At 63.2% G+C, this 23781-nt stretch carries 21 protein-coding genes; 12 read left to right on the forward strand and 9 right to left on the reverse strand.

Annotated elements, in window-relative coordinates:
* Window positions 1–49: 49 nt before the first annotated feature.
* Window positions 50–1810, forward strand: a complete 1761-nt coding sequence (gene lpdA, locus NCS03_RS23420; RefSeq protein WP_250529900.1) for a dihydrolipoyl dehydrogenase — start codon at window positions 50–52, stop codon at window positions 1808–1810.
* On the opposite strand, the gene NCS03_RS23425 is transcribed toward lpdA, so the two are convergent.
* A complete protein-coding gene (locus NCS03_RS23425; RefSeq protein ID WP_250436917.1) occupies window positions 1807–5247 on the reverse strand; it encodes a response regulator in 3441 nt (1146 codons plus the stop codon). The two genes, lpdA and NCS03_RS23425, sit on opposite strands and share 4 nt — an antisense overlap.
* A 401-nt stretch (window positions 5248–5648) precedes the next feature.
* Here NCS03_RS23425 and NCS03_RS23430 point away from each other — a divergent pair, with 401 nt between their 5' ends.
* Both NCS03_RS23430 and NCS03_RS23435 read left to right on the forward strand, forming a co-directional pair.
* Window positions 5649–7058, forward strand: a complete 1410-nt coding sequence (locus tag NCS03_RS23430) for an aromatic acid/H+ symport family MFS transporter (RefSeq protein WP_250529901.1) — start codon at window positions 5649–5651, stop codon at window positions 7056–7058.
* Between the two features lie 62 nt (window positions 7059–7120).
* Window positions 7121–7348: a hypothetical protein gene (locus NCS03_RS23435; RefSeq protein WP_033536506.1), complete on the forward strand. Its 228-nt coding sequence runs from the start codon at window positions 7121–7123 to the stop codon at window positions 7346–7348.
* A 9-nt stretch (window positions 7349–7357) separates the two neighbouring features.
* Here NCS03_RS23435 and NCS03_RS23440 read toward each other — a convergent pair whose 3' ends face one another.
* The 3 genes from NCS03_RS23440 to NCS03_RS31180 form a co-directional block, all read right to left on the reverse strand.
* On the reverse strand, window positions 7358–8116 hold the full coding sequence (locus tag NCS03_RS23440; RefSeq protein WP_175982681.1) for a TetR/AcrR family transcriptional regulator: 759 nt from the start codon (window positions 8114–8116) through the stop codon (window positions 7358–7360).
* Between the two features lie 141 nt (window positions 8117–8257).
* Window positions 8258–9472: a trypsin-like serine peptidase gene (locus NCS03_RS23445; protein WP_250436922.1), complete on the reverse strand. Its 1215-nt coding sequence runs from the start codon at window positions 9470–9472 to the stop codon at window positions 8258–8260.
* 666 nt (window positions 9473–10138) lie between these two features.
* Window positions 10139–11584 (reverse strand): hypothetical protein, encoded by a 1446-nt coding sequence (locus NCS03_RS31180; protein ID WP_284504427.1) that lies wholly within the window; start codon window positions 11582–11584, stop codon window positions 10139–10141.
* Window positions 11585–11794: 210 nt separating this feature from the next.
* On the opposite strand from NCS03_RS31180, the gene NCS03_RS23455 reads away from it, so the two are divergent.
* A complete protein-coding gene (locus tag NCS03_RS23455) occupies window positions 11795–12541 on the forward strand; it encodes an SDR family NAD(P)-dependent oxidoreductase (protein ID WP_250529902.1) in 747 nt (248 codons plus the stop codon).
* A 10-nt stretch (window positions 12542–12551) separates the two neighbouring features.
* On the opposite strand, the gene NCS03_RS23460 is transcribed toward NCS03_RS23455, so the two are convergent.
* Complete coding sequence (locus tag NCS03_RS23460) at window positions 12552–13238, reverse strand: CBS domain-containing protein (protein WP_008349162.1); 687 nt, start codon at window positions 13236–13238, stop codon at window positions 12552–12554.
* A gap of 118 nt (window positions 13239–13356) precedes the next feature.
* On the opposite strand from NCS03_RS23460, the gene NCS03_RS23465 reads away from it, so the two are divergent.
* The 3 genes from NCS03_RS23465 (at window position 13357) to NCS03_RS23475 (ending at window position 16085) form a co-directional block, all read left to right on the forward strand.
* Window positions 13357–13743, forward strand: a complete 387-nt coding sequence (locus NCS03_RS23465) for a hypothetical protein (protein WP_250529903.1) — start codon at window positions 13357–13359, stop codon at window positions 13741–13743.
* Window positions 13744–14292: 549 nt separating this feature from the next.
* Window positions 14293–15390 carry a glycosyl hydrolase gene (locus tag NCS03_RS23470; RefSeq protein ID WP_008349164.1) on the forward strand — a complete coding sequence of 366 codons (1098 nt, stop codon included), beginning with the start codon at window positions 14293–14295 and terminating at the stop codon, window positions 15388–15390.
* Between the two features lie 278 nt (window positions 15391–15668).
* Complete coding sequence (locus tag NCS03_RS23475) at window positions 15669–16085, forward strand: ferredoxin reductase domain-containing protein (protein WP_250441209.1); 417 nt, start codon at window positions 15669–15671, stop codon at window positions 16083–16085.
* Between the two features lie 9 nt (window positions 16086–16094).
* Here NCS03_RS23475 and NCS03_RS23480 read toward each other — a convergent pair whose 3' ends face one another.
* A complete protein-coding gene (locus tag NCS03_RS23480) occupies window positions 16095–16748 on the reverse strand; it encodes an HAD family hydrolase (RefSeq protein ID WP_175982102.1) in 654 nt (217 codons plus the stop codon).
* A gap of 155 nt (window positions 16749–16903) precedes the next feature.
* Between NCS03_RS23480 and NCS03_RS23485 the strand changes: the two genes are divergently transcribed.
* The 5 genes from NCS03_RS23485 to NCS03_RS23505 all read left to right on the forward strand — a co-directional run bounded on the left by NCS03_RS23485 (window position 16904) and on the right by NCS03_RS23505 (window position 22063).
* Window positions 16904–18130 (forward strand): FAD-dependent monooxygenase, encoded by a 1227-nt coding sequence (locus NCS03_RS23485; protein WP_250436938.1) that lies wholly within the window; start codon window positions 16904–16906, stop codon window positions 18128–18130.
* 1 nt (window position 18131) lies between these two features.
* The gene (locus NCS03_RS23490) at window positions 18132–18887 is read left to right on the forward strand and encodes a maleate cis-trans isomerase family protein (RefSeq protein WP_275445957.1); all 756 of its coding nucleotides are present in this window, start codon (window positions 18132–18134) and stop codon (window positions 18885–18887) included.
* A 676-nt stretch (window positions 18888–19563) separates the two neighbouring features.
* Window positions 19564–20379 carry an alpha/beta fold hydrolase gene (locus NCS03_RS23495; RefSeq protein WP_250529904.1) on the forward strand — a complete coding sequence of 272 codons (816 nt, stop codon included), beginning with the start codon at window positions 19564–19566 and terminating at the stop codon, window positions 20377–20379.
* A gap of 17 nt (window positions 20380–20396) precedes the next feature.
* Window positions 20397–21437, forward strand: a complete 1041-nt coding sequence (locus tag NCS03_RS23500) for a 2,5-dihydroxypyridine 5,6-dioxygenase NicX family protein (RefSeq protein WP_175982098.1) — start codon at window positions 20397–20399, stop codon at window positions 21435–21437.
* Window positions 21434–22063, forward strand: a complete 630-nt coding sequence (locus tag NCS03_RS23505; RefSeq protein WP_008349172.1) for an isochorismatase family protein — start codon at window positions 21434–21436, stop codon at window positions 22061–22063. Before NCS03_RS23500 ends, NCS03_RS23505 begins: the two co-directional genes overlap by 4 nt.
* Here NCS03_RS23505 and NCS03_RS23510 read toward each other — a convergent pair.
* The 3 genes from NCS03_RS23510 to phbB all read right to left on the reverse strand — a co-directional run bounded on the left by NCS03_RS23510 (window position 22029) and on the right by phbB (window position 23574).
* Window positions 22029–22367 carry a hypothetical protein gene (locus NCS03_RS23510; RefSeq protein WP_008349173.1) on the reverse strand — a complete coding sequence of 113 codons (339 nt, stop codon included), beginning with the start codon at window positions 22365–22367 and terminating at the stop codon, window positions 22029–22031. The genes NCS03_RS23505 and NCS03_RS23510 overlap by 35 nt on opposite strands.
* A 165-nt stretch (window positions 22368–22532) precedes the next feature.
* Entirely contained in the window at window positions 22533–22751 is a 219-nt protein-coding gene (locus NCS03_RS23515) for a hypothetical protein (RefSeq protein ID WP_008349174.1), read from the reverse strand.
* A gap of 79 nt (window positions 22752–22830) precedes the next feature.
* Window positions 22831–23574 (reverse strand): acetoacetyl-CoA reductase, encoded by a 744-nt coding sequence (phbB, locus tag NCS03_RS23520; protein WP_250529905.1) that lies wholly within the window; start codon window positions 23572–23574, stop codon window positions 22831–22833.
* Between the last annotated feature and the right edge of the window lie 207 nt (window positions 23575–23781).

The following is a 23781-nucleotide window of genomic DNA, read 5'->3' on the forward strand; positions in this document are numbered from 1 at the left end:
GCAGCCGGACATTTCCCATCGCGACGAATTGCTCAACAGGAGAATCTGAATGGCCAGGGTTGAAGTCAAGGTTCCGCAGCTTTCCGAATCCGTCACCGAAGCGACGATGTTGCCGTGGAAGAAAAATGCGGGCGACGCCGTGGCGCAGGACGAAATCCTCATCGAGCTGGAAACGGACAAGGTCGTGCTCGAAGTGCCCGCGCCATCGGCCGGCGCGATCGTGGAAGTGCTGAAGAAAGCAGGCGACATCGTTCACGCGGACGAAGTCATTGCGGTCATCGATACGGACGCGAAGGCATCGGCATCGGCATCGGCGCCCGCGTCTGCACCCGCTCCCGCTCCCGCGTCTGCCCCGGCGCCTGCGCCTGAAAAGCCCGCCGCCGCGTCAGGTCAGAAGGCCGATTTCGACGTGATCGTCATCGGCTCCGGGCCCGGCGGCTATATCGCCGCGATCCGCGCCGCGCAGCTCGGCCGCAAGGTGGCGTGCGTCGAGGAATGGATCAACCACGCCGGCAAGCCGAAACTCGGCGGCACCTGTCTGAACGTCGGCTGCATTCCGTCGAAGGCGCTGCTCGCGTCATCGGAGCAATTCGAGAAGGCGCAACTCCATTTCGACGAGCTCGGCATCAACCTGGACAACCTTTCCGTCGATGTCGGCAAGATGGTCGGCCGCAAGGAAGCGATCGTCGAGAAGATCACGGGCGGCGTCGAGTTCCTCTTCCGCAAAAACAAGATCACTTGGATCAAAGGTCACGGCAAGCTCGCGGGCAAGGACGGCGCGAACTTCAGGATCGACGTCGGCGGTGAAACGCATACCGCGCAGCATGTGATCATCGCGACGGGCTCGAAGGCGCGGCATCTGCCGAACGTGCCGGTCGACAACAAGATCGTCTCCGACAACGAAGGCGCGCTCGCCTTCACGTCCGTGCCGAAGAAGCTCGCCGTGGTCGGCGCGGGCGTGATCGGGCTGGAGCTCGGCTCCGTGTGGCGCAGGCTGGGCGCGGAAGTGACGATTCTCGAAGCGCTGCCCGAATTCCTCGGCACGACCGACTCCGCGCTGCAAAAGGAGGCCGCGAAGCTCTTCAAGAAGCAAGGTCTCACGATTCATCTCGGCGTGAAAATCGACGGCGTGAAGACGACGGATTCGAGCGTCTCGATCTCCTACAAGGACAAGGACGGCAACGCGCAGACGCTCGACGCGGATCGTCTGATCGTGTCGATCGGCCGCGTGCCGAACACGGACGATCTCGGTCTCGATTCCATCGGCTTGTCGGTCGATGAACGCGGCTTCATTCCGGTCGACGGCCATTGCGCGACGAAAGTCCCGAACGTCTACGCGATCGGCGATGTCGTGCGTGGCCCGATGCTCGCGCACAAGGCGGAGGACGAAGGCGTGCTGGTCGCGGAGATCATCGACGGGCAGAAGCCGCACATCGACTACAACTGCATTCCGTGGGTGATCTACACGCATCCGGAAATCGCGTGGGTCGGGCAGACGGAGCAGGCGCTGAAGGCGGAAGGCCGCGCATTCAAGGCCGGCCAGTTTCCGATGCTCGCCAACGGCCGCGCGATGGGCATCGGCGAAACGGACGGCTTTATCAAGATCCTCGCCGATGCGAAAACCGACGAGATTCTCGGCGTGCACATCATCTCGGCGAACGCGTCGGATCTGATCGCGGAAGCCGTCGTCGCGATGGAGTTCAAGGCGGCGAGCGAGGATATCGGGCGCATTTGCCACCCGCATCCGTCGCTGTCGGAAGTGATGCGCGAAGCGGCGCTCGCCGTCGACAAGCGCGCGCTGAATATCTAAACGCGCCGCGCCATCCACACGCGCAACAGCGAGTAAAGCCGGTCGATGTCGATCGGCTTCGCCAGATAATCGCTCGCGCCCGCCGCGAGACATTGCTCCTGATCGTCCTTCATCGCCTTCGCGGTGATCGCGATCACCGGCAGCTTCTTGAAGCGCGCGTCCTCGCGGATACGCCGCGTCGCTTCGAGTCCGTCCATGCCGGGCATCATCACGTCCATCAACACGACGTCGATGTCCGGATTCTTGTCGAGCGCCTCGATTGCCTCGAAACCGTTGCGGCCGATATCCACCTTCAATCCCTGATGCTCCAGCGCGCTCGATAGCGAGAAGATGTTGCGAATGTCGTCGTCGACGAGCAAAACGCGGCGGCCATCCAGCACGCGGTCGCGCGAGCGCGAAACATGCAGCATCGCCTGACGATCCGCGGAAAGATCCGTCTCGACCTTGTGCAGGAACAGCGTGACTTCATCGAGCAGACGCTCGGGCGAACGCGCGCCCTTGATGATGATCGACTGCGAGTAGCGCATCAGTTCCGCTTCCTCGTCGTGCGTCAGATTGCGGCCCGTGTAGACGATCACCGGCGGGAACGAATACGCGTCGATCGCGGCCATCTGGCGCAAGAGGTCGCCGCCCTGCATATCGGGCAGCTTCAGGTCGATGATCATGCAATCGAAGATCGTCGTCTTCAGCAGTTCGAGCGCGTCGCGGCCGAACTCGACCGGCGTGATCTCCACGTCCGTATCGCTGATGAGTTCGACGATGCTCTGACGCTGACGCGCATCGTCCTCGACGAGCAGCACGCGCTTGATCTTCTGGCTGCTCTTCTCTTCGAGGCGCTGGAAAATCGCCGTCAGTTGCTCGCGCGTCGTCGGCTTCACCGCGTAACCGATCGCGCCGAGATGCAGCGCGGCCTCGCTTCTGTCCGACGCCGACACGACATGCACCGGAACGTGCCGCGTTTTCGGATTCGCCTTCAGTTCCTGCAGCAGCACGAGCCCCGAGCGGTCGGGCAAGGCGATGTCGAGCAGGATCGCGTTGGGCGCGCTGTCCTGCGCGAGCTTGAGCGCCTCGCGCGCCGTGCCGCTCACGATGCATCGATAACCCAGTTCGTGCGCCAGATCGAGCAGCACTTGCGCGAAGCCCGGCTCGTCTTCGACCACGAGCACGAGACGTCGGCCGGGCGTGACATCGAAGCGATCGTCGTCGATGACGTGGAGCGCTTCGATCGGCGCCTCTTCTTCGACGACCACGGGCGCGGGCGCTTCCGCTACGGCGCTCGGCAACGCGTCGGACGCGCCGTAGACGAGCGGCATCGTCAGCGTGAACGTGCTGCCGGCGCCCTGCGCGCTGCGCACCGCGATATCGCCGCCGAGCAGATGCGCGAGACTGCGCGAAATCGACAAGCCGAGACCCGTGCCGCCGTAGTGACGGCTCGTGGTGCCGTCGGCTTGCTGGAACGCTTCGAAGATCGCTTCGAGCTGATCCGGCGCAATGCCGATGCCGGTATCCGTCACGACGAACTGCACCGCGCCCTCGCCTGCGCGCTTGAGCGTGAGCGAGACCGCGCCCGCATCCGTGAACTTGACCGCGTTCGACAGCAGGTTCTTCAGAATCTGTTCGAGACGGCGGAAATCGGTCGTGAGCGTCGGATAGTCGTCGATATCGTTGCGCAGTTCGAGCCGGAGCTTCTTCTGCCGCGCGAGCGGATCGAAGGTGCGCGCAAGCGAATCCATGATGCGCTGCAAGGGCACGTCCTCGATATGCAAATCGAGCTTGCCCGCCTCGACCTTCGAGAGATCGAGAATGTCGTTGATGAGATTGAGCAGATCGTTGCCCGCGGAGTAAATCGTCTGCGCGTACTTGACCTGGTCTTTCGTCAGATTGCCGGGCTTGTTCTCCGACAGCAGCTTCGCGAGAATCAGCGAACTGTTCAGCGGCGTGCGCAGTTCGTGCGACATGTTCGCGAGAAACTCCGACTTGTAGCGGCTCGCGCGCTGCAGCGCTTCGGCGCGCGTTTCGAGTTCGCCCTGCGCGGCATTGAGCGCGACGTTGCGTTCGTCGAGCACGCGCGCCTGTTCCGCGAGCCGATCGTTGGTCTGTTCGAGTTCGGCCTTCTGATTCGCCAGATAAACGTGCGCCTGCGAAAGCGCGGTCGTCTGCTGTTCGAGTTCCTCGTTGGTCGTGCGCAGTTCTTCCTGCTGCATCTGCAGCTCTTCGTTCAACTGCTGCGTTTCTTCGAGCACGCGTTGCAGGCGCTCGCGATACTGCGCCGCCTCGACGAAATCGCCGATATTCCCCGCAATCGACTTCAGGAACTGCTCGTCGCGTTCGGTCAGCTTGTGCATCGCGCCCAGTTCGATGGCGCCGTTCGCCTGGCCTTCGTTCTCTATCGGCACGATCGCGAGACTCGCGGGCGCGCTCGCGCCGAGCGCCGATGTCACCTTCCAGTAACCAGCGGGCACGTCGTTCATGCTCGTCAGCTTGCGCGCGTGCACCGCCTGCCCGACGAGGCTTTTCACGCCCGCGAGCGATTCGGGAACCGGCGCGCTGTCGGGATCGAAGCCGAAGCTCGCGGTGCGCTTCAACGCGCCGTCGGCTTCGAGCACATAGAACGCGCCCATCGAAATCTTCAGGTAATCCGCGAGAAAATCGAGGATCGTCTGACAAAGCTGATCGAGCGATTGCCGGCCGATGACCCTCTCTGCAAGCAGCGTCTGCCCTTCGCGCAGCCAGGCCTGTTCCTGAAGCGCGCGCGTCTGCCGTTCCTGCTCGCCGATCGCCGCGCCGAACGCGCTGGAAAGCTGCATCAATTCGCGTCTGCCGAAGATTGCGAGAATCACGGACAGCGCGAGACTCAGGATCAGGAAGACGACGACGGTGATCGTCGTGAGCTGTTTCGCCGATTCCACGCGCTGCAGCCGCAAGGCCTGCTCGATGTTGAGAAACGCGAAAAGCTCGCGCTCGGTCTCCGCGCGTTCGGCCGATCCGCGCCCCGCGCGCACCAGCGGAACGGAATCCTGCGCGCGGCGGCGGGCATCGATGAGCTCGTCGGCGACCTTGTCCCACTGCGTCTGCAAGGCGCGAATGCGAATCAGGCGATCGACTTGCGGCGCGTTGTCGGAGACGAGATCGGCGAGCGTGTCGATATCGGCGCTGAGCTTCGGCTTCGCGGTGTCATACGGCGCGAGAAAGCTCTCGTCGCCGGTAATCAGATAGCCGCGAATCGCGCTTTCCTTCTCGCTGACGAGCCGGCCGATTTCCTGCGCATTGCCGATCACGCGCTCCGAATGCTCGACCCAGTTGATGCCCGACAGCAGATACAGCACGAGCGCGACGAACGCGACGGCCGTCACGACGCCCGTTCCGAGCGGCAGCGCGATGTTGCGAAAGAGGATGCGACGAAAGCTGGCCTCGTCGACGCCGGACCGCAATGGCATAAACAGCTCCGATGTGGCGTGAAGGTCGCGTGCCGGGCAGATGTCTGGAAGCGGCCCGCACGACGGCGACGATCGCGAAAGTTGTAGTTCTTGTTTCAGCCGCTGCGCATGATACCCGGTTCGCCTGCGCCGCGTAGCGGGCCTCCGGCGCGCTCGCGAAGCGTCGCATCGCTTCCTTTCAGCACATTCGTTCGAATGCTTTCATCGCGCTGAACGCCTGTGCGGAGCGCCCGCTCATCGCGCGTCGAGAACTATTTTTTTCCGCATTGCGTTTATTAATTATAGGTACATATAATAAACCAGCGTCGAAACCGGTGGGCCCCCGCTTCGCGTGAACACCGGCATGTCGCCGGCCTGGTGACAATGGACGGCGAAGCGCCGTCGACAACGAGGAGTTGGTCATGTCGCAAGCAGAGCTTCACACCGGCCCGGCATTCCCGCCGCGCGCCGGGCATTCGACGGCGTCCGATCGGGGCGATGCGTGGAGCGGGAGCGTGCCTGTCGAGGAGTTCATCGACGGGCACCGCTTCTCGCGCTTTCAATGGACGCTGATGGGCGTGTGCTTTCTGATCGTGCTGATCGACGGCATGGACACGGCGGCCATCGGCTATATCGCGCCGGCGCTCGTCAAGGGCTGGGGCATCACGAAGGGCGCGCTCGCGCCCGTTCTAAGCGCCGCGCTCTTCGGGCTCGCGGCGGGCGCGGTCGTTTCCGGGCCGGCGGCGGATCGCTTCGGACGGCGCGCGGTGCTCATCGCCGCGACCGCCTTCTTCGGCGCGATGAGTCTCGCGACCGCGTTCTGCGGCTCGGTCGAATCGCTCGTCACGCTGCGCTTTCTGACCGGCATCGGTCTGGGCGCGGCGATTCCGAACGCGATCACGCTCGTCTCCGAATACGCGCCGGCAAAGAGCCGCTCGATCATCGTCAATACGACGTATTGCGGCTTCACGGTCGGCGCGGCGCTCGGCGGCTTCATTTCATCGTGGCTGATTCCCGCATTCGGATGGCATAGCCTTTTCGTCGTCGGCGGCGTGGTGCCGCTCGTGCTCGCGCTGTTCGTCGCGATGCTCGTTCCGGAATCGGTGCGCTATCTCGTCAAGCGCGGCGCGTCCAAAGAGAAAATCTGGGCGCCGCTTTCGAGGATCGCGCCGCTCGATCTCGCGCGCATCGATTCGTTTCGTCTGTCCGAGCGCACGCAAACGCACGCGAAATCGTCGGTCGGCGCGATTCTCTCGCGCAATTTCGTCGTCGGCACGCTGATGCTGTGGCTCGTGTACTTCATGGGCCTCGTCATCTTCTATCTGCTGATGAGCTGGATGCCGCTGCTCATGAACGAAGCCGGCTTCACGCCCGAGCGCGCCGCGCTGCTCACCGCGCTCTTTCCGCTCGGCGGCGGCATCGGCACGATCGCATCGGGGTGGCTGATGGATCGCTGGAACGCGAACGTCGTCGTGATGCTCGGTTATCTGCTGACCGCCGTGCTGATCTTCGTGGTCGGGCAGGCGATCGGCAGCATCGGGCTCGTGAGCGCGCTGATCTTTCTCGCCGGCACGACGATGAACGGCGCGCAATCGTCGATGCCCTCGCTCGCCGCGATGTTCTACCCGACGCAAAGCCGCGCAACCGGCGTTTCGTGGATGTATGGCGTCGGGCGCTTCGGCGGCATCGCGGGCGTCGCGCTCGGCGGATTGTTCGCGCAGTGGAAGCTCGGCCTGCCGGCGGTGTTCGCGCTGCTCGCCGTGCCTTCCGTGATCGCGGGCATCGCGCTGTTCGTGAAGCTGAAGGCGCACCCGGAGACGGAACGCGCGTGATTCTCGCGGGCCGCGCACGACGCGCGGTCCGCATCATCTCTTTGAAACGACAGGAAGCAAAGATGAGTCAGGAACTGGAAGTGTTGACCGGCAAGCTGCATGGCCTCACCGCCGCGCTCAGCGTGATCGCGGCGGCGTTGCCGCAACAGGCATCGGCGGATGTGCAGGAAACATTGCGCGACATGATCGGCGAAACGGCATCGTCGGACTTGCCCGGCGCGACGCTCGCATCGATGCATTCGACCATCGCGCAAGTGATCGAGTCGATGGAAATCGGTTTGCGGCGCTGAACCTTGCTTTTATGCGGCGCGTGCGGAGCGCGTCGTCTTCGGCTTCGCGACCTTCTTCGCGCTGGCCGGAGATGACGCGCTCGCCTGCGCCTCCAGACCGCCGACGATGAAGTTCGTCAACTGCTCCAGCGTTTCGTTCGCGTCCCACGGATCGCACGCGCCCTTGGCGAGCACGTCGAGACGATGCGTGTCGGAGAACGCGTAGAGATATGCGCCGATCATCATGGTCACACGCCAGTAGAGATCTTTCGCGGGCAGGCCGGGCAGCGCGGCGCGCAGCGCTTCGACGTAGGCATCGGTCGAATCGCCGTAAGCGGTGCTGCGCAGGCTGTACGAGATTTCGGGCGGCTCCGTGTGCAGGCGCGCCTGCAGACGAATGAACGCGCGGCCGCCGTCCGTCTTGCGCAGCGCGACGAGCGGCAGCAGAAACGCGCGCACGATATCGCGCACGTTCGCCTCTTTTCCATCGATCAGTTCATTGAGCAGCGTCACGCGCTCTTCGGAGATCAGCATCGCGCGGCGCAGGAACACCTGCTCGAAAAGCTGCTGCTTGGTGCCGAAGTAATACGTGATGAGCGCCTGCGTGACGCCGCACGACGCGGCCACTTCCTTGAGCGATGTGCCCGCGTAACCGCGCTGCGAGAAATCGACCTCGGCTGCGTCGAGGATGTTCTCACGTTGATTGATATTGCCCGCCGGGCGGCCGAGCCGCTTGCGCTTGCTCGATGCGCCGTGTGCGCGGACGTGAGTGGTGTCGTCTTTCGTCATGCCTGAGCGATGCTGCCGATGAAGTGAGAAGCCGGTTCGCTTCGTATTCTACGGGCGTTTGAGGCATGCTCCAGCGAATTCGTCGGAAAAGGCGAAGTGGCCCGCGCGCCGTTCGAAGCGAACGGGCCACGTCAATCGGCGCTAGTTGCAATATCCCTGCGATGCGTACGTGCCGCCGCCCGGCGCGGCGGTCGAACACAGCGTGTTCAGCAGCGACGCGATGTTGCCTGCTCCGTAATTGCCATAAGTCGCGTTCGGATACTGCGTGTTCTGACGGAACTGCGACGCGTAGTTGTCCTTGATCGCGTTCGGATCGGACGAACCCCAGGACGTCACGCCGATGATCGACAGATTCGACGCATTGCCGATGACCGCGCCCCCGGAAAGCACGGCATCGCGCGGCCTGAAGTTGACGATCCACGGTCCGCCGCTTGCGCCGCTCGTGAGATTGCTGCCCTGCCAGAGTTGCGATGCGCCGCTCACGGTCGTCGTATAGGCCGGGCCATCGGTGCGCTGCATGATCGCGCCGCCGTCGAGCAAGGTCGGATAGCCGAAGGTCGTGACGGCGGCTGTCTGAAGATTCCCGGTCTTCGGCGACGATATGAAGGAATAGTTGTTCCAGCCATAGCTCAAATAGCCGGTGATATCGCCGATAAACTGATTCGACGCGTTCTTCGCGATCGCGATCACGGCGATGTCGTTGTTGCGCGCCGAGCCCGAGCCGGTATCGGTGCCGTTCGCCCACGCCGATGGCCGCACGAGTGCCGCCCAGTTCCACGTTCCATAAGGCGCGATCTGAGCAGACGTGGCGCCGGACGCGCCGTAGTGTCCGGGGCGGAATTGCCAGTTCGAGAACAGCGAACTTCCGCTGCCGAAGCTCTGGATGCAGTGCGCCGCCGTGACGATCACACTTCTGCGAATCAGGCTCGCGGTGCAGTAGCCGGCGCTGAAGGTGAGCTTGCCGATCGCCCGATACGGATACGTCGTGCTGAGATAGTTCGCGCTCGTGGTGCCCGCCGCGCTCTGGTTGCCGTCCTGCACGCGGCCGGTCGAATAGGGTATGCCGAAGGTGCCATACGCTCTCGTCTGCGCATTGCTCACGATGCCGGCCGGCGTGTTGACGCCCGGCGTATAAGGCCCGGCGCTGGTTTCCGGCATGATCGCGGATGTGTCCGGCGGCGCGAGCACATTGACGACCGGCTTAAGATTCGACAGATCCGCCGGCGCCTCGCGCGATGCCGCCGGATTCGGATTCACCACGGCTTCGTCGTCTGCATGAGCGACGCCTGCGCTCGCCATCGACAGAGCGACAAGCGCCGTCGCCTCCACGCACGCGACTCGTTTCGATCTCTTCATGACACCCTCCGGTTGAAAGATACGATGTGTCGGCTGACGCATCGATCCGCCGTTCTTTGGTATTCCTAAGTCTTATGAACAACACTGGGCCGGCTTGTCGATCTTGCGTTCGTGTTCTGATTCGTCGGATGCTTGGCTGCGCGCTTTGCTTCGACGAATGCGCGCGCGTCTATGCAATAGATCAGGAAAGCGAACGATAAATAACTCTAGTTCAAATTTGCGCCAATCTCGATCCCGGTCTTTGATCAGCGGATAGAGACGATATCCCCGTCCGATTGACCGGTCGTGCGCTTGGAGTGCGGTCTACGGCACAGAGCGCGTTTGACGCTTCGCATCCATACAGATAGCCTACATTCACCTTTCTACGGAAGCCAGCAACGGGTGCGCGATACGCGTGACATTCGGCATCGCGAAGATTCATCGACATGCGATGCATCTGCTGGCTGGCCGCCGCGCCTGCGCGCGATTCTGACGTGCAAGACCGGGACGAGCGTATGAACTTACGACGCTTCCGGCCGTCCGCAAACGTTCTCTGAGCGCTCGCGCACTGCGCGAAATGACGACGCCCTCGCGCCCGGTTAATTACCGCACAGAACGCACCGTACAGCCTGTCATTCTTGCCCCACATCGCGTTCGACTCTGCATCCGACGCGTGGCGAAGAAACACTACAAGGGGCACAAATGAGCAATCCTAAAAAATTCAAATTGAATACTGCGATCAAACTCAGCGTCATCGTGATCGCGGCGGCCATGTCGAATTTCGCGTCCGCGCAAACGACGGGGAATCCTTGCAACCAGACTTCCGAGGGATGCGTGCCGCTCGGCACGAGCGCCGTGATGATGGTTGCGGCGGCGGACTCGCAGACGCGCGTATCGCCGACGACGGATCCGACCGTCGAAACGGTGTCGGCGGTCGTGCCGTTGCTCGAGGGCGGTCGCGGTGGCGAGGGATCGCCTGGAGCGGCTTCGGGCGGCGGAAATTCGAGTGGCTCGGGATCGGGTGCGGGTGCGGGCGCGGGCGGCGGTCAAGGCTCGTCCAGCAGCGGTCCGGGCGCGACGGCGGGGGCTGGCGGAAGCACGAGCGGCGGAGGCACCGGAACCGGCACAGGATCGGGTGGAACAGGTAACGGCAGTCAGGGCGCTGGAGATTCCGGTGGCGACTCCGGCGGGGACTCGGGCGGCGATTCGAGTGGACATGGGCACCATGGTCACGGGCACGGGCATGGCGATGGCGATGGCGATGGTGACGGCGACGGCGATGGGCATGGCCACGGTCATGGACATGGCCACGGCGATGGTGACGGTGATGGCCACGGTCATGGTCATGGTGACGGACACGGTGATGGCCACGGCGATGGTCATGGTGATGGCCACGGCGATGGACATGGTGATGGCCACGGCGACGGACACGGCGACGGACACGGTGATGGCCACGGGGATGGACACGGCGTAGGGCATGGCGACGGTCACGGCGATGGTCATGGTGACGGCCACGGCGTAGGTCACGGCGATGGCCATGGCGACGGCCACGGCGATGGTCATGGCGACGGCGGTCATGGCGGAGTTGGTCACGGAGACGGCGGTCATGGCGACGGCGGCCATGGCAACGGTTCGCCTGGCGGCCACGGTAGCGGTAACGGCAATGGCGGCGCAGCCGGTGGTCACGGTGGCGGCGGTCAAGGCGGTGGCAACGGCGGCAATGGCGGCGGCGGTCACGGCGGTGGTGGAAGCGGCGGCGGTAGCGGTGGCGGCGGCGGTCACGGTGGTGGTGGCAATGGCGGTGGCGGCAACGGCGGCGGCAATGGTGGCGGCGGTCACGGCGGTGGTGGAAACGGCGGTGGTGGCAGCGGCGGTGGCGGCAACGGCGGCGGCGGCAACGGCGGTGGCGGTCACGGCGGTGGCGGCAACGGCGGCGGCAACGGCGGTGGCGGTCACGGCGGTGGCGGCAACGGCGGCGGCAACGGCGGCGGCGGTCACGGTGGTGGTGGCAATGGCGGCGGCGGCAATGGCGGTGGCGGCAACGGCGGCGGCGGTCACGGTGGTGGCGGCAACGGCAGTGGCGGCAACGGCGGCGGCGGAAACGGCGGCGGTCACGGCGGCGGTGGCGGTCACGGTGGCGGCGGAGGCCACGGCGGCCGGTAACTTGGCAGCATGGCGCAAGGAAGAACCGATGCTCTTAACCCGGCATCGGTTTTTTCCTTTACTTGCCGTGAGCGCCTCGCGCGTATCCGCGATGCCCGATCATCGATCGCATCGCGATCAGCGAAATCATCACGACGCGCGCAAACTGGGCCCTTCTCACCCACGACGAAGGATCGCGCCATGCCCTCTCACACTCTCGATCTGAACGGCCGCGTCGCGCTCGTGACGGGCGGCTCACGCGGCATCGGTCGCGCGATTTCGCTCGCTCTCGGCGCATCCGGTGCATCGGTAGCGGTGAACTATCGGCAGCGCGAAAACGAGGCCACCGGCGTGGTCGCGGAAATCGAGCGCAGCGGCAATCGCGCGATCGCGGTACGCGCCGACGTGTCGACAGGCAACGACGTCACCGCGATGATCGACGACATCGTTCAACGCCTCGGCCACATCGACATCTTGGTGAACAACGCGGGCACAGCGACGATGATCGATATCGACGATCTCACGGAAGCCGAGTTCGACCGCACGCTCGCCGTCAATCTGAAGTCGGCGTTTCTCTGCACGCAAGCCGTGCTCCACGGCATGCGCGCGCGGCGCTGGGGACGCATCGTCAATCTGTCGTCGGCGGCGGCGCGCGGGCCGGGTTTGGTGGGCGTTCACTACAACGCATCGAAGGCGGGCCTCGAAGGTCTGACGCGCGGTTACGCCGCACGGCTCGCGCGCGATGGCATCACCGTCAACGCCGTCGCGCCCGGACCGATCGACACCGAAATGGCCGAACCGCTCAAGGCGTCGAACGTTGCGGAGCGGCTGCCCGTCGGGCGGCTCGGAGAAGCGGACGAAGTCGCGGACGTCGTGATGACGCTAATCGGCAACGCGTTCATCACCGGACAGACGATTCCGGTGAACGGCGGCGCCAGCTTCATCTGAAGAGACGCTGCTACACCCTCGGCGGGCCGACGTGCGTGACGACTTCCTTCACGCCCGGCGCGTTTTCGGCCGCGACGCGAACGGCCTTCGCTTCGTCGTCGTTCGTGACCGTCATCCACAGATGCACGGTCCCGTTTTCGACGATGACGTTCTCGCGAGCGAGCGCCCACGGATGGCCCGACATCGCCGCGATGACCGCCTCGCGGATCGAGTGATCGGTGATATCGGCATCGACGGGCAACTCGGGCGCCATTGTGACGAGCGCGCGAATCAGATTGGCGCGGCTCACCACGCCGACCACCTTGCCGTCGCGCAGCACCGGCACGCGCTTGATGCGCTTGCGTTCAAGCAGCTCGGCGATGTCGGCGACGGGGCATGTTTCGCTCACGGTCGCGACGTCGGTGGTCATCACGTCGCTGACCTTGCGCGCGTGCTCCTTGACATACTGGCTCGCCAGTTCGCGCGTCGATGCAACGAGTTCGAGCCACCACGCACGCTGCTTGACGCCGGTCCCGATCTCCGCGCGATGCATCAGGTCGCCCTCGGTGACGATGCCGAGCAGGTTGCCCTCCTCGTCGATCACAGGCATGCCGCTGATGCCGGCGAATACCATCGTGCCCGCGGCCTGGCGCACGGACATATCGGGACTGGCGGAAACGATCGATGTCGTCATGATGTCGGCAGCTCGCACGTTCATCTCCCTCTGAAAAGACAGTGGCGTTATGGATAAGCGTTATGGTGCCTGCGGCGTCGGGTCGTCGTCCGGCCGGCGCGTGCGTCGAGCTTGATACAGGTCAACGGTCAGAATGCGCGCGATGAAGAAACGGAACCGCCCTCTCGCACCGCTGCTCGCGATGCGAACCCATCATCGGGAGCTTGATGAACGATACAACAGAACGCGCTGCGATACCGATCCCAAGTATGCGCTCACGCGGTTCGAGCTGAAGGTCGAACCCGCGCTCTTCGGCCTGCGCACGACCATGGACCAATCCGTCGAGATTTGCGCGAATCGCAGGCGCGCTGCAGAAACGGTCATTCTTCCCGCCGTCGAGTGCCATCTATCGGAATTCGACCAGGTACACATCGACGCAGCAGTCGAATCTCGGCCCGACGCTTCCGCGATGCAACATCGAAGGAGAACGCCGGGAAGTCTGTACCGCCTGATAACAAAGGCCGTCAGAGCCGTCGGGAGAATTTACTGACTCCAAACTCGATTCCGAAGAAGTAAGTTTTTCTGCCACCGCAACGCCGCAGCAGATTTTTTTACTGTGACAGACGTTTACATTCATCTCATAAGACGATAACCTTGCAGCCGTTGATCAGGTTTCGGCAACGGTTGCCGAGGTAGCGGAAGAACTCCGAAACGATTCGGCAAGTTTGACTGCAAACGCGCAAACGTTACCTATCCGGCGACGATGCCTTCGAACTGAGCAGGTTTGTCATTTCGTAAGGCCCACGAGAGCGAACGCAATCGTTTGCTCGACTCAGCCATCCAGAGCGCCTGTTGCATCGCGCAATGGACCCAGCAGTGAATCCGTGCCGTTCAGTCTGTCCTTTAGCGCCTAACTTCGGCGTCGAGCAAACAGTCTGTCCTGAGCATGTAGTTTGGATGACTAACGAGTGTCATTTCGACGACAAAGGGATCAGACGATCGCCACGTTTCCGAGTGGCATCGTGAATCACTGAAGAGGTCCGGGCAGCATTCTGGGTTTTACGAGCCTTACGCAAGTACATTAGTACCACTAAACACAATGACGAACCTTAACCCGACCTCGCTTCGTAACTTCAACGTTTTCTCGGCCCGCAAGGCCGCAGCGATCGCCACGGCAGCGCTTACGAGCGTGCTGCTCGCCGCGTGCGGCGGCGGCGGTGAAACCGCGTTCGACGACGCGACTGCCAAGAGCGCCGCCGCTCCGGAATCGACGGCGAAAGCGGCGACGAGCACGTCGATCTTCTACGGCGCGAACGGCCGCAACACGAACGGCGGCGCGTACGACTCGACGCCCGTGGCGACGCAGCTCGCGCAACTGAAGGACATCGGCGCGACGATCTATCGTAACGACGTATACAACCTGGCGTCGGCGAAGGTCATCGCGAAGATGGCGCAGACGATGGCGGCGAGCGGCGTGACCGTGTATCCCGTGATCCTGCTCGGCACCGGCTTCAGCAACGAACAGGATGCGTACAACGCGGCCTACACGCTCGGCGCGCAAGTCGCGAGCACGTACAAGTACAAGTACTACGAAGTCGGCAACGAACTCGAAGCGACGGCGCTGAACGGCAACGTCGACGGCACGAGCTGGACGCATTACAAGAATCAGCCCTACGTCGTCGCGCGCGGCGTGATCCGCGGTCTCATCGCCGGCGTGAAGTCGAAGGACAGCACGGCGAAGATTGTCGTCAACGGAACGTGGCTGCACTACGCGTTCTTCCAAATGCTGATGGACGGCTCGCAGCCGGACGGCACCCGCGGCCACCCGACGGTTAGCTGGGACATCACCGCATGGCACTGGTATTCGGATCAGGGCAACATGACGCGCGCATGCGGCGGCACGGGTTGTTACGACATGCTCGGCGTTCTCCATTCGTTCGGCAAGCCGGTGTGGCTCAGCGAATTCGGCGTGCGTCCGAACTACGGCACGGATCAGCAGATCGCGAACTACATGGTCGGCAGCATGATGATGGCGCAGTACCAGAGCGTCGCATCGAAGTACAACATCCAGTCGATCCAGGCGTTCGAGCTCTATGACGACAACGAAGGCAACTTCGGGCTGATGAAGTCCGACGGTCAGACGACGAAGCCCGCTTACTGGTCGTACAAGAACTTCGTTGCGACCCACCCGATGTAATTGCGCGGGGCATAGTCACCCCGTTTAACTGACCCAACGATCAACGAGCGACCCACAGTGGTCGCTCGTTGCGTTTTGAGCCCTTAAAACAGGCGGTTTCCTTATCGGCGCGGCCGTATGACTGGTATTCCGTCATGGCGGCTTGTCGGCGGCTGCGGTCCACCCTACTCTGACTGCGAGCCTGCCCCGACGATCACCGCCGGGTTTGGCCATCCCATTCGATCCATACACTGCCTCATCTTCCGTTCGCGGAGGATGCCGGTCCTATTGGAGAAGATATGCGCGACAACCTGATTCCGGTCATCGAACGCGACGTGCTCAAAGAGCGCGTGCGATCCATTCTTTATTGCGGTGAATCCGGCGCCGCGTCGATCGTCGGAATCGCGAAGCGGCTCGCGTCGGCGGGCAGGCACTTCGAAGTGCACCACTTCGCGCGAGCGGCCGACCACGCGATGTTCGTCGATGAATTCGACGCACTGCGCGAGCACGGCAAGATCTACCATCATCTGGACCTGACCGATGATCTCTTCGCACAGGAAAGCGCCTTCACCATGAGTCCGACGCGCGCTTGCACGCAAATCTACTGCAGCGGACCGCCCGCGTTCACGGATCTGGTCGAGCGTCAGGCGCGAGAATGGGTGCACGCCTCGAACATCCACAAGATCGTGCTCAACGATCTCGCTGCGCGCAACTGACGCAAGCCGTCAAAGCGCCGCGGGATCGAGACCCAGCGCCTCTGCCAACTCGCGCGGCGAGCGCACGACCTGCGCTTCCCTGGGGAAAAGCGCGGCGCCTTCATCGTCGAAAGGCCATGCCAGAACGCGCATATGCGCCGCGATGGCGGCACGTGCGCCGGTCGGACTGTCCTCGACTGCGATCACTTCCTCGGGCGTGAGCCGCAAGAGCCACGCCGCGCGCTCGTACGGCTCGGGACTCGGCTTGCCGTTGCGAACATCGTTGACGCTGATGCTCACGAGCGAAGGCTCTTCGATACCGAGCGCACGCAGATTCGCTTCGAGCAGCATGCGCGATGCATTCGACACGATCGCCTGCGTGATGCCCGCGGCCTTCGCGGCGCGATACACCTCCAGCGCGCCGGGACGCGGCACGAGCGCGGGCGCATTCTCCAGATACGTCCGCGCGCGAAACATCGACCAATCCGCGAAGTCGACCGTCAAGCCGAAGCGCTCACGACACAGCGCATGCACCTCGCGCCCCGTCTTGCCGAAGACGAGCGGATGCATCTCCTCGCCCGCCTCCACGCCGTGCCGCGCGAGCGCAGCGATCAACGTCTTCAGATGCAGCGACTCGCTTTCCGCGAGCGTGCCGTCCATGTCCCACAAAATCGCCTTGATCAAAGCCTGACTCTTCCTTGTCGTATGCGGACGGTCGCCGCGAGATGGGCGCAGCCTATCACGCCGTCACGAGCATCGTCATTGCCGTTGCATTTATTTATACGGCCATATAATATCGACATCAATCCATACGACTCAATCTTCGGAAGGACGAGATCATGAGCAGAACACTTCGCGTCGGCGTTGTCGGCGGCGGAATCGGCGGGGTCGCATTGACCGGCGCGCTCGCGCGGCACGGCATCGAGGTGCGGCTTTTCGAGCGCGCGGGCGTTTTCGGCGATGTCGGCGCGGGCATCCAGATGACGCCCAATGCGGTGAAGGTGCTGCAGGCGCTCGGCATCGGCGATGCGCTGCGCGATGTCGCGTTCGTGCCGCAAGCGATTGTCGGGCGCAACTGGGAGACCGCGCGCGAGAACTTCCGCATTCCGCTCGCTTCGGAATGCCCGAAGCTGTATGGCGCGCCGTTCTATCACGTGCATCGCGCGGATCTGCATCGCCTGCTGACGACGCTCGTGCCCGCCGATGCCGCGCGTCTGTCGACGAGTTGCATCGACATTCGGCAGGAGAGGGACGCCGCCGTCGCCGTCTTCGACGATGGGAGCGAATTCGAAGCGGACGTGATCGTCGGCGCCGACGGCGTGCGTTCCATCGTGCGCTCGAAGCTCTTCGGCGACGAAGCGCCGCGCTTCACGGGCAACATGTGCTTCCGCGCCGTCGTGCCCTTCGATGAGACGCCCGAATTTGTGAGTCCGGATTCGTCGTTCTGGCTCGGGCCGCACGCGCATGTCGTCACGTATTACGTGCGTGGCGGCGCGGCGGTGAACATCGTCGCGGTCGCGGAGACGCAGAGCTGGGTCGAGGAATCGTGGAACGCGAAGTCGAGCCGTGAGGAATTGCTCGACGCGTTCGAAGGCTGGCATCCGAATTTGCAGCGTCTTTTCGAGCGCGCGGAATCGGTCTTCAAATGGGGCTTGTTCGATCGCGATCCGATGCGGACTTGGTCGCGTGGCAACGTCACATTGCTCGGCGACGCCGCGCATCCGATGTTGCCGTTTCTCTCGCAAGGCGCGGCGATGGCAATCGAAGATGGCTACGTGCTCGCGCAATCGCTCGCGGCGCATGGCACGGACATCGCGCACGCATTACACGACTACGAGGCCGAGCGTCTGCCGCGCACGAGCCGCGTGCAACTCGAATCGCGCGAGCGGGGCCGCACGTATCACTTGCCGAGCGCGTTCGCGCAGAGAAAGCGCGATCTCATCTACAAGTTCAAGTCGTATCTGAATCCGCAGGCGTCGGGCATTCAGGCCAACTGGGTCTATGCGTACAACGCAACGGATTTCGCGCCGCGCGCGGCTGTGTCCAACGTTTCAGCGGAGGTTTGAGATGCCGGGAAAGGTTTATCGCATCGGGCAGATCGTCCCGAGTTCGAATACGACGATGGAAACCGAAATTCCGGCGATGCTGACTGCGCGTCAATCCATCGAACCGGAGCGTTTCACCTTTCATTCGAGCCGCATGCGGATGAAGAAGGTCGTGAAGGAAGAGCTCGCCGCGATGGATGCGGAGTCGGACCGCTGCGCCGTCGAGCTTTCCGATGCGCGCGTCGATGTGCTGGGTTATGCGTGTCTCGTCGCGATCATGGCGATGGGGCGCGGTTATCACCGCGTATCGCAGGCGCGTTTGACCCGGCATACGGCTGCGAATGGCGGCGAGGCGCCGGTTGTGACGAGCGCTGGTGCTTTGGTCGATGCGTTGAAGGTGATGAAGGCGAAACGCGTCGTCGTGGTGGCGCCTTATATGAAGGCGCTGACTGAGCTTGTGGTCGACTATATTCGAAGCGAAGGGTTCGATGTCATCGACTATCGCGCGCTCGAGATTCCCGACAATCTCGATGTGGCGCGGCATGATCCGGTTCTTCTGCCCGCTATCGTGCAGTCGATGCGCTATCAGGACGCTGATGTCGTCGTTCTCTCCGCTTGCGTGCAGATGCCGTCTTTATCCGTTGTGCCGATGGTCGAGGCGTTGACCGGGAAGCCCGTCGTGACTGCTGCAATCGCTACTACTTTTGCGATGTTGTCTCAGCTTGGGCTCAAGCGGGTTGTGCCCGGGGCCGGGGCTTTATTGTCTGGGGCTTTTTGATTTTTTTTTTCTTCGCCGGATCCCGTTTTCGCGTCGGTCTATTAGCGTTGCCCCTGTGCGGGGCGGCACCTACTTTCTTTGCTGCTGCAAAGAAAGTAGGCAAAGAAAGCAGCTTTTCAGGCCCGCGGTCACACGCAATTTGGGTAGTCCTCTCGTCACAGGCGGCACTCGCCTAAAGAGTGCCCTCAAACACCTAATCGGGCTTGGCTCGCGCACGGTCTGCCGCCCGAATACGTTGAGCGCGCTGGTTCAGCACGAAACAGCTTCGGCACAGCGCTACGCGCTGCCGCTGGGTCTGCAAGGGAAAGCGACGAGCGGCAAGTGCAGTGAGATGGAGACGGCAGCAAAGAAGCACGCGCGGACCCGATTGACCGGTCGGCCGCGAAGCGGGCTGGAGCTATTTGGTGCTGAACCAGCTTGTTGTGTGGTGCGATGTGGCAGACCGTGCGCGATCCAAGCCCGGTTGGGCCTATGAGGGCACTCTTTAGGCAGCCCACGATGGACGAGAGGACTACCCAAATTGCGTGTGACCGCGGGCGTATCAGTAGCTGCTTTCTTTGCTTACTTTCTTTGCAGCAGCAAAGAAAGTGAGTGCCGCCCCGCACAGGGGCAATGCTAATAGACCGACACGAATACGGGATCCGGCGAAAACGGAAGTAAACGAGAAAGACACACGATGAAATCGACCCTACTCTACGGCGCAAACATCAACGCAAACGGCATCCGCCAACACTATCTGCGCTACGGCGGGCCGCAAGCAACCGACGATGCCATCGTGCTAATCCCCGGCATCACGAGCCCGGCCATCACCTGGGGATTCGTCGCGGAAACGCTAGGCCGCCACTTCGATACCTATGTGCTTGACGTCCGCGGCCGCGGCCTCTCCGAAGCCTCATCGACGCTCGATTACAGTCTCGACGCGCAAACCGCCGATCTCATCGCGTTCATCGAAGCGATCGGCCTGAAGCAAGCCAACGTGCTCGGCCATTCGATGGGCGCACGCATCGCCCTGCGCGCCGCACGGCGAACAAAGTCCATCGCGCGACTCGCGCTCATCGACCCGCCCGTGTCCGGCCCGGGCCGTCGCGCCTACCCCGCGCAACTCGCGTGGTACATCGATTCGATCGCGCTCGCACGCAAAGGCATCGACGTAGAAGGCATGCGCGCGTTCTGCCCGACGTGGACCGACGAGCAACTGCGCCTGCGCGCGCAATGGCTGCACACCTGCGATGAACGCGCGATCCGCGCGAGCTTCGAAGGCTTCCATACGGACGACATCCACGCCGACATGCCGCACGTCACGCAACCCACGCTGCTGATGTCAGCCGGCCGCGGCGACGTGATCCGCGATGAAGACATCGCAGAAATGCGCGATCTGATGCCGCAACTCGAAGTCGTGAAAGTGCCGAACGCAGGCCACATGATCCCGTGGGACGACGAACAAGGCTTCTATCGCGCGCTCGGTTCGTTCTTCGGCGCAACACTCACCTGAAACGTAGGCGACACATCATGCCAATCAGCGACCATCAACTGATTCAAGCGTGGAAAGAGGTGCTCACGCTGTCGCGCCTGAAAGCAGGCCAGACCGTGACGATACTCACCGGCGCCGCAACGCATCCGCAAACGCTCGCCTGCGCCTTGATTGCGACGCAATCGATGGGCGCCATCGTCAACCGGCTCGATCTTCCGCCCGTCAACGGCGAGAAGGCGCTGAGCCGCGACGCCCTCGCCTATCTCGGCCAAACGCCGCTCACCGGAAACCGCGCGGCCATCGCGGCCCTCAAGGCAAGCGATCTCGTGCTCGATCTGATGACGCTGCTTTTTTCGCCCGAGCAACACGACATTCTCGCGTCGGGCACGAAGATCCTGCTCGCCGTCGAACCGCCCGAAGTGCTCGTTCGCATGACGCCGTCGCTCGACGACAGAAGGCGCGTGCTCGCCGCCGCGAAGCGCATCGAACAGGCGCGCGAGATGCGCGTCACATCGAAAGCGGGCACCGATCTGCGCTGTCCGCTCGGCGAGTTTCCGGCCATCGCCGAATATGGTTTCGTCGATGAACCCGGCCGCTGGGATCATTGGCCGAGCGGTTTCGCGCTCACTTTTCCGAACGAAGGCGGCGCGAACGGGCGCATCGTGATCGATCGCGGCGACATCCTTCTGCCGCAGAAGAGCTATTGCACGGAACCGGTCGTGCTGACCGTCGAAGGCGGCTACGCGCGCCGCATCGAAGGCGGCGTCGATGCCGATCTCCTGCGCGAATACATGCTCTCGTTCGACGACCCCGAAGCCTTCGCGATCTCGCACATCGGCTGGGGCCTGCAAAAGCGCGCGCACTGGTCGACGCTCGGTCTCTACGATCGCGAGGCGACGCTCGGCATGGACGCCCGCGCGTTCGACGGCAACTTCCTGTTCTCGCTCGGCCCGAACAACGAAGGCGGCGGCAAGCGCACGACGGCTTGCCATATCGACATCCCCTTGCGCCGCTGCACCGTCTCGCTCGACGGCGTGGACGTCGTGCGCGAAGGCAGAACCATCGAGGAAACGTCATGAACGACGAGGTTTATCAGCGGCAAGGTTTCGGCAACGACCTTCGCATCGAAGGCCGCATTGGACTGTTGATCGTCGACTTCGTGAACGGTTTCGCCAATCCGGACGTGTTCGGCGGCGGCAACATCGCGCAGGCGATCGAGCGCACGGTGCCGCTGCTGCGCGCGGCGCGTGAGTTGCGCTGGCCGATTGCGCATAGCCGCATCGTCTATGCCGATGACGACGCCGATGCCAACATCTTCTCGCTCAAAGTCCCCGGCATGCTGACGCTGAAAGAGCACGCGCACGACAGCGCGATCGTGCCGCAACTCGCGCCGGAAGACGGCGAGCTCGTCGTGCGCAAGAACGTGCCGTCGGCGTTCTTCGGCACGTCGCTCGCCGCGTGGCTCACCATGCGCGGCGTCACCACGCTCGCCGTCGCGGGCGCGGTGACGAGCGGCTGCGTGCGCGCGAGCGTCGTCGATGCGATGCAGTTCGGCTTTCGTCCCGTGGTGCTATCCGATTGCGTCGGCGATCGCGCGCTCGCGCCGCATGACGCCAACCTTTTCGATATGGCGCAGAAGTACGCGGCCGTGATGTCGTCGGATGAATTGCTCAGCCGCGCGCGTCGTTCTCCGGCACGCAGCTGAACGATACGGTCGATGTCTGCTCTTGAAGCGAGCGCACGCCGCTCGTCGCTTCCGACCGGATCGCGACGCGTTGCGCGCGCTGCTTGCAGTATTCGGAGGCGGCGTCCATCGCCGCGTTGCGCGCCGTCACCCACGACATGCGCGTGCCCGTCGCCTTGCCGGTGACGGTGTAGGTGTTGGGCTGCGCGCCGGCCGTGACGCCGTTCGTCGTGCCGCAGGCCGCGAGCAGACACGCGAGCGCGAGCGCGCCGAACGCGCCGAACCTGCGCGGCGTCGAAATCATCGATCTGATGTAAGAGAACATGCTGGCGAACCGTGAATTTGAGACACGGCCGAATGGTACAAGCGGACGCGAATTTCTTCACGGATCAGAGGAATGACGCTGCACGACGGGGCCGGACAAGCGGCGGCGCGGGCCTTGCCTGCGCGCGTTTTCACGGTCGACCGCGTGCGCGCTTTGTTGCTCCGCTCAGGCCTGAGCGATGCGATCCAGCAGGCGTTGCAGGCGCGAATGCTGCGACGGCGCGAGTCCCGGTGTGGAAAGCGCCTGCACGACGCGTCCGCGCCAGTATGTCTTGGAGAAGAGCGAGTTCGCGCCTTCGAGGCTCAGCACTTGCTCGAGATGTTCGATCGCCGAATCGAGATGACCGACGCTATAAAGGAGTGCGCGCGCGCTGACGTTGTGCATGGCACGGGTGTTTCAGATGAAGATCGATTCGATGCGAACACGAAGCGGCGCGCGCTGACACACGCGCCGCTCGCGGACATCAGCTCATGTGCTGGCCGCCGTTGATCGCGATGTTGGAGCCGGTGACGAAGCCCGCGTCATCGGAGCACAGGAACGCGACGAGCGCCGCGACTTCCTCGGGCTTGCCGAGACGGCCCGCCGGAATCTGCGGAAGAATCTTCGTGTCGAGGATTTCCTGCGGAATCGCCGTCACCATCTTGGTCGCGAGATAGCCCGGCGAAATCGTGTTCACCGTCACGCCCTTCTTCGCGACTTCGAGCGCGAGCGACTTCGTGAAGCCGTGCATGCCCGCCTTCGCCGCCGAATAGTTCGTCTGGCCGATCTGACCTTTCGAGCCGTTCACCGACGAAATGTTGATGATGCGGCCAAAGCCGCGCGACACCATCTCTTCGCAGACCGGCTTCGTCATGTTGAAAACCGAGTCGAGGTTGGTGCGCAGCACGGAATCCCAGTTCACCTTCGTCATCTTCTTGAAGGTCGTGTCCTGGGTGATACCGGCGTTGTTCACGAGGATATCGATCGGGCCGACTTCAGCCTGGATCTTCGCCACGCAGTGCTGGGCGGAATCGTAATCGGCGACGTCCACGCCATACGCGCGGAAGTTGTAGCCCTGGCGGTCCATGCTCGTAAGCCATTCGCCGACCTTCGCGTTGCCCGGCGAATGCGTCACGACGACCGCGTAACCCGCGTCGTGCAGCTTCATGCTGATTGCTTCGCCCAGACCGCCCATGCCGCCCGTCACCACTGCGATTCGCTTAGTCATGCTGATACTCCTCGTCATTTCTCTCAGGTTAATGAATCTCGGAATGGCGCCGACGCGGCCATCTTGCCCAACGCTAATATTGTTTTGATGACGCGTCGGGACGCGCGCGCGGCGCCGTCGTACTGCATTCGTTACGGACGTTCCACCGCCAGCGCGACACCCATGCCGCCGCCGATGCACAGCGACGCCAGACCCTTCTTCGCATCG

Origin of the sequence: Caballeronia sp. ATUFL_F1_KS4A, assembly GCF_023630905.1 — a bacterium.
Taxonomy (GTDB): Bacteria; Pseudomonadota; Gammaproteobacteria; order Burkholderiales; family Burkholderiaceae; genus Caballeronia; species Caballeronia zhejiangensis.

What these genes read in the sequence shown, in the direction of transcription:
- NCS03_RS23515 (WP_008349174.1), bottom strand. Translation starts at nt 22,751, where the DNA reads ATGCACAACGTCAGCGCGCGCGCACTCCTTTATAGCGTCGGTCATCTC.
- NCS03_RS23490 (WP_275445957.1), top strand. Translation starts at nt 18,132, where the DNA reads ATGCCGGGAAAGGTTTATCGCATCGGGCAGATCGTCCCGAGTTCGAAT.
- NCS03_RS23425 (WP_250436917.1), bottom strand. Translation starts at nt 5,247, where the DNA reads ATGCCATTGCGGTCCGGCGTCGACGAGGCCAGCTTTCGTCGCATCCTC.
- NCS03_RS23505 (WP_008349172.1), top strand. Translation starts at nt 21,434, where the DNA reads ATGAACGACGAGGTTTATCAGCGGCAAGGTTTCGGCAACGACCTTCGC.
- NCS03_RS23470 (WP_008349164.1), top strand. Translation starts at nt 14,293, where the DNA reads ATGACGAACCTTAACCCGACCTCGCTTCGTAACTTCAACGTTTTCTCG.
- NCS03_RS23465 (WP_250529903.1), top strand. Translation starts at nt 13,357, where the DNA reads ATGAAGAAACGGAACCGCCCTCTCGCACCGCTGCTCGCGATGCGAACC.
- NCS03_RS23435 (WP_033536506.1), top strand. Translation starts at nt 7,121, where the DNA reads ATGAGTCAGGAACTGGAAGTGTTGACCGGCAAGCTGCATGGCCTCACC.
- NCS03_RS23430 (WP_250529901.1), top strand. Translation starts at nt 5,649, where the DNA reads ATGTCGCAAGCAGAGCTTCACACCGGCCCGGCATTCCCGCCGCGCGCC.
- NCS03_RS23445 (WP_250436922.1), bottom strand. Translation starts at nt 9,472, where the DNA reads ATGAAGAGATCGAAACGAGTCGCGTGCGTGGAGGCGACGGCGCTTGTC.
- NCS03_RS23460 (WP_008349162.1), bottom strand. Translation starts at nt 13,238, where the DNA reads ATGAACGTGCGAGCTGCCGACATCATGACGACATCGATCGTTTCCGCC.
- lpdA (WP_250529900.1), top strand. Translation starts at nt 50, where the DNA reads ATGGCCAGGGTTGAAGTCAAGGTTCCGCAGCTTTCCGAATCCGTCACC.
- NCS03_RS23500 (WP_175982098.1), top strand. Translation starts at nt 20,397, where the DNA reads ATGCCAATCAGCGACCATCAACTGATTCAAGCGTGGAAAGAGGTGCTC.
- NCS03_RS23485 (WP_250436938.1), top strand. Translation starts at nt 16,904, where the DNA reads ATGAGCAGAACACTTCGCGTCGGCGTTGTCGGCGGCGGAATCGGCGGG.
- NCS03_RS23475 (WP_250441209.1), top strand. Translation starts at nt 15,669, where the DNA reads ATGCGCGACAACCTGATTCCGGTCATCGAACGCGACGTGCTCAAAGAG.
- NCS03_RS23495 (WP_250529904.1), top strand. Translation starts at nt 19,564, where the DNA reads ATGAAATCGACCCTACTCTACGGCGCAAACATCAACGCAAACGGCATC.
- NCS03_RS23510 (WP_008349173.1), bottom strand. Translation starts at nt 22,367, where the DNA reads ATGTTCTCTTACATCAGATCGATGATTTCGACGCCGCGCAGGTTCGGC.
- NCS03_RS23440 (WP_175982681.1), bottom strand. Translation starts at nt 8,116, where the DNA reads ATGACGAAAGACGACACCACTCACGTCCGCGCACACGGCGCATCGAGC.
- phbB (WP_250529905.1), bottom strand. Translation starts at nt 23,574, where the DNA reads ATGACTAAGCGAATCGCAGTGGTGACGGGCGGCATGGGCGGTCTGGGC.
- NCS03_RS23455 (WP_250529902.1), top strand. Translation starts at nt 11,795, where the DNA reads ATGCCCTCTCACACTCTCGATCTGAACGGCCGCGTCGCGCTCGTGACG.